At 50.3% G+C, this 2,936-nt stretch carries 1 rRNA gene; it reads left to right on the forward strand.

The features are described 5' to 3' along the window. Positions 1-23: 23 nt before the first annotated feature. Positions 24-2,936: ribosomal RNA gene (locus OXH55_RS19810) — 23S ribosomal RNA — on the forward strand.

Genomic DNA, 2,936 nt, shown 5'->3' on the forward strand with positions numbered 1-2,936 from the left:
TAATTTAGATGTGCTGATTAAAAGATCAAGCTACAAAGGGCGCACGGTGAATGCCCTGGCACTAGGAGCCGATGAAGGACGTGACAAGCTGCGATAAGCTTCGCGTAGGCGCACATAGCCTGTGATGCGAAGATTTCCGAATGGGGAAACCCGCATGATTAACATCATGCACTGTATACTGAATACATAGGTATATAGAGGTACACTCTGGGAACTGAAACATCTAAGTACCAGAAGGAAGAGAAAGAAAAATCGATTTCCTGAGTAGCGGCGAGCGAAACGGAAAGAGCCCAAACCAGAAACTTTGTTTCTGGGGTTGCGGATAGAACATAACGCTTTGATTTCTTTAGCTGAATAGAACTGGAAAGTTCAGTCATAGAAGGTAAAAACCCTGTAGGTGAAAAAGAAAGAAAAGTAGTTCTACTCCAGAGTACCACGAGACACGAGAAACCTTGTGGGAAGCTGGGAGGACCATCTCCCAAGGCTAAATACTACCTAGTGACCGATAGTGAAGCAGTACCGTGAGGGAAAGGTGAAAAGAACCCCGGGAGGGGAGTGAAATAGAATCTGAAACCGTGTGCCTACAAACGGTCGGAGCACATTAAAGTGTGACGGCGTGCTTTTTGTAGAACGAGCCAACGAGTTACGATATATAGCGAGGTTAAGCACTTAAGGTGTGGAGCCGAAGGGAAACCGAGTCTGAATAGGGCAACTAGTTGTATATCGTAGACCCGAAACCGAGTGACCTATCCATGGCCAGGATGAAGCGAAAGTAAAATTTCGTGGAGGTCCGAACCACGTTGGTGTTGAAAAACCATGGGATGAGCTGTGGATAGCGGAGAAATTCCAATCGAACTCGGAGATAGCTGGTTCTCCTCGAAATAGCTTTAGGGCTAGCGTCGGGAAATTGAGTAATGGAGGTAGAGCACTGAATGAGCTAGGGGGCATAGCGCTTACCGAACTCTATCAAACTCCGAATGCCATATACTTGTACCCCGGCAGTCAGACTACGAGTGATAAGACCCGTGGTCAAAAGGGAAACAGCCCAGACCATCAGCTAAGGTCCCAAAGTGTAAGTTAAGTGGGAAAGGATGTGGGATTTCTAAGACAACTAGGATGTTGGCTTAGAAGCAGCCACTCATTCAAAGAGTGCGTAATAGCTCACTAGTCGAGAGATCCTGCGCCGAAGATGTAACGGGGCTAAAACTTACCACCGAAGCTATGGATGTGTACTACGTACACGTGGTAGAGGAGCTTTCTGCACAGGTTGAAGCTGTACCGTAAGGAGCGGTGGACAGTGCAGAAGTGAGAATGTTGGCATAAGTAGCGAGAAACAGGTGAGAATCCTGTTGGCCGAATATCTAAGGTTTCCTGGGGAAGGCTCGTCCTCCCAGGGTTAGTCGGGACCTAAGCCGAGGCCGAAAGGCGTAGGCGATGGACAACTGGTTGATATTCCAGTACCACCAACATGCGTTTGACAGATGGGATGACGCAGGAGGATAGGGTGTGCGCACTATTGGATGTGCGTTCAAGCACTTAGGAGGGTTGAACAGGCAAATCCGTTCAATCATAACTCTGAGGTGTGATGAGGAGCGAAATTAAGTAGCGAAGTACCTGATTCCACGCTGCCAAGAAAAGTCTCTATGGAGTATGTTGGTGCCCGTACCGCAAACCGACACAGGTAGATGAGGAGAGAATCCTAAGGCCGGCGGAAGAATTACTGCTAAGGAACTCGGCAAATTGACCCCGTAACTTAGGGAGAAGGGGTGCCTACGAGAGTAGGCCGCAGTGAACAGGCCCAAGCAACTGTTTATCAAAAACACAGGTCTCTGCTAAAGCGTAAGCTGATGTATAGGGGCTGACGCCTGCCCGGTGCTGGAAGGTTAAGGGGAATGGTTAGTCTTCGGGCGAAGCCATGAACTTAAGCCCCAGTAAACGGCGGCCGTAACTATAACGGTCCTAAGGTAGCGAAATTCCTTGTCGGGTAAGTTCCGACCCGCACGAATGGCGTAATGATTTGGGCACTGTCTCGGCAGTAAATCCGGTGAAATTGAAGTGTGAGTGAAGATGCTCACTACCCGCGGTTGGACGGAAAGACCCCGTAGAGCTTTACTGTAGCTTAGCATTGAATTTCGGTATTGTCTGTACAGGATAGGTGGGAGACTTAGAAATAGGGGCGTCAGCTTCTATGGAGTCGTCCTTGGGATACCACCCTGACAGTATTGGAATTCTAACTGGCGGCCATGAATCTGGTCACAGGACATTGCTAGGTGGGCAGTTTGACTGGGGCGGTCGCCTCCTAAAAGGTAACGGAGGCGCCCAAAGGTTCCCTCAGCGCGGTCGGAAATCGCGCGAAGAGTGTAAAGGCATAAGGGAGCCTGACTGCGAGACATACAGGTCGAGCAGGGACGAAAGTCGGGCTTAGTGATCCGGTGGTTCTGAATGGAAGGGCCATCGCTCAACGGATAAAAGCTACCTCGGGGATAACAGGCTGATCTCCCCCAAGAGTCCACATCGACGGGGAGGTTTGGCACCTCGATGTCGGCTCGTCGCATCCTGGGGCTGTAGTCGGTCCCAAGGGTTGGGCTGTTCGCCCATTAAAGCGGCACGCGAGCTGGGTTCAGAACGTCGTGAGACAGTTCGGTCCCTATCCGCCGTGGGCGCAGGAAATTTGAGAGGAGCTGTCCTTAGTACGAGAGGACCGGGATGGACCAACCTCTGGTGCACCAGTTGTCACGCCAGTGGCACAGCTGGGTAGCTATGTTGGGAAGGGATAAACGCTGAAAGCATCTAAGCGTGAAGCCCACCTCAAGATTAGATTTCCCATAGCGTTAAGCTAGTAAGACCCCTGGAAGACTACCAGGTTGATAGGTTGGAGGTGTAAGTGCAGTAATGCATTCAGCTGACCAATACTAATAGGTCGAGGGCTTGATCAA

It is taken from the genome of Clostridium ganghwense, assembly GCF_026735165.1.
Taxonomy (GTDB): domain Bacteria; phylum Bacillota; class Clostridia; order Clostridiales; family Clostridiaceae; genus Clostridium_H; species Clostridium_H ganghwense.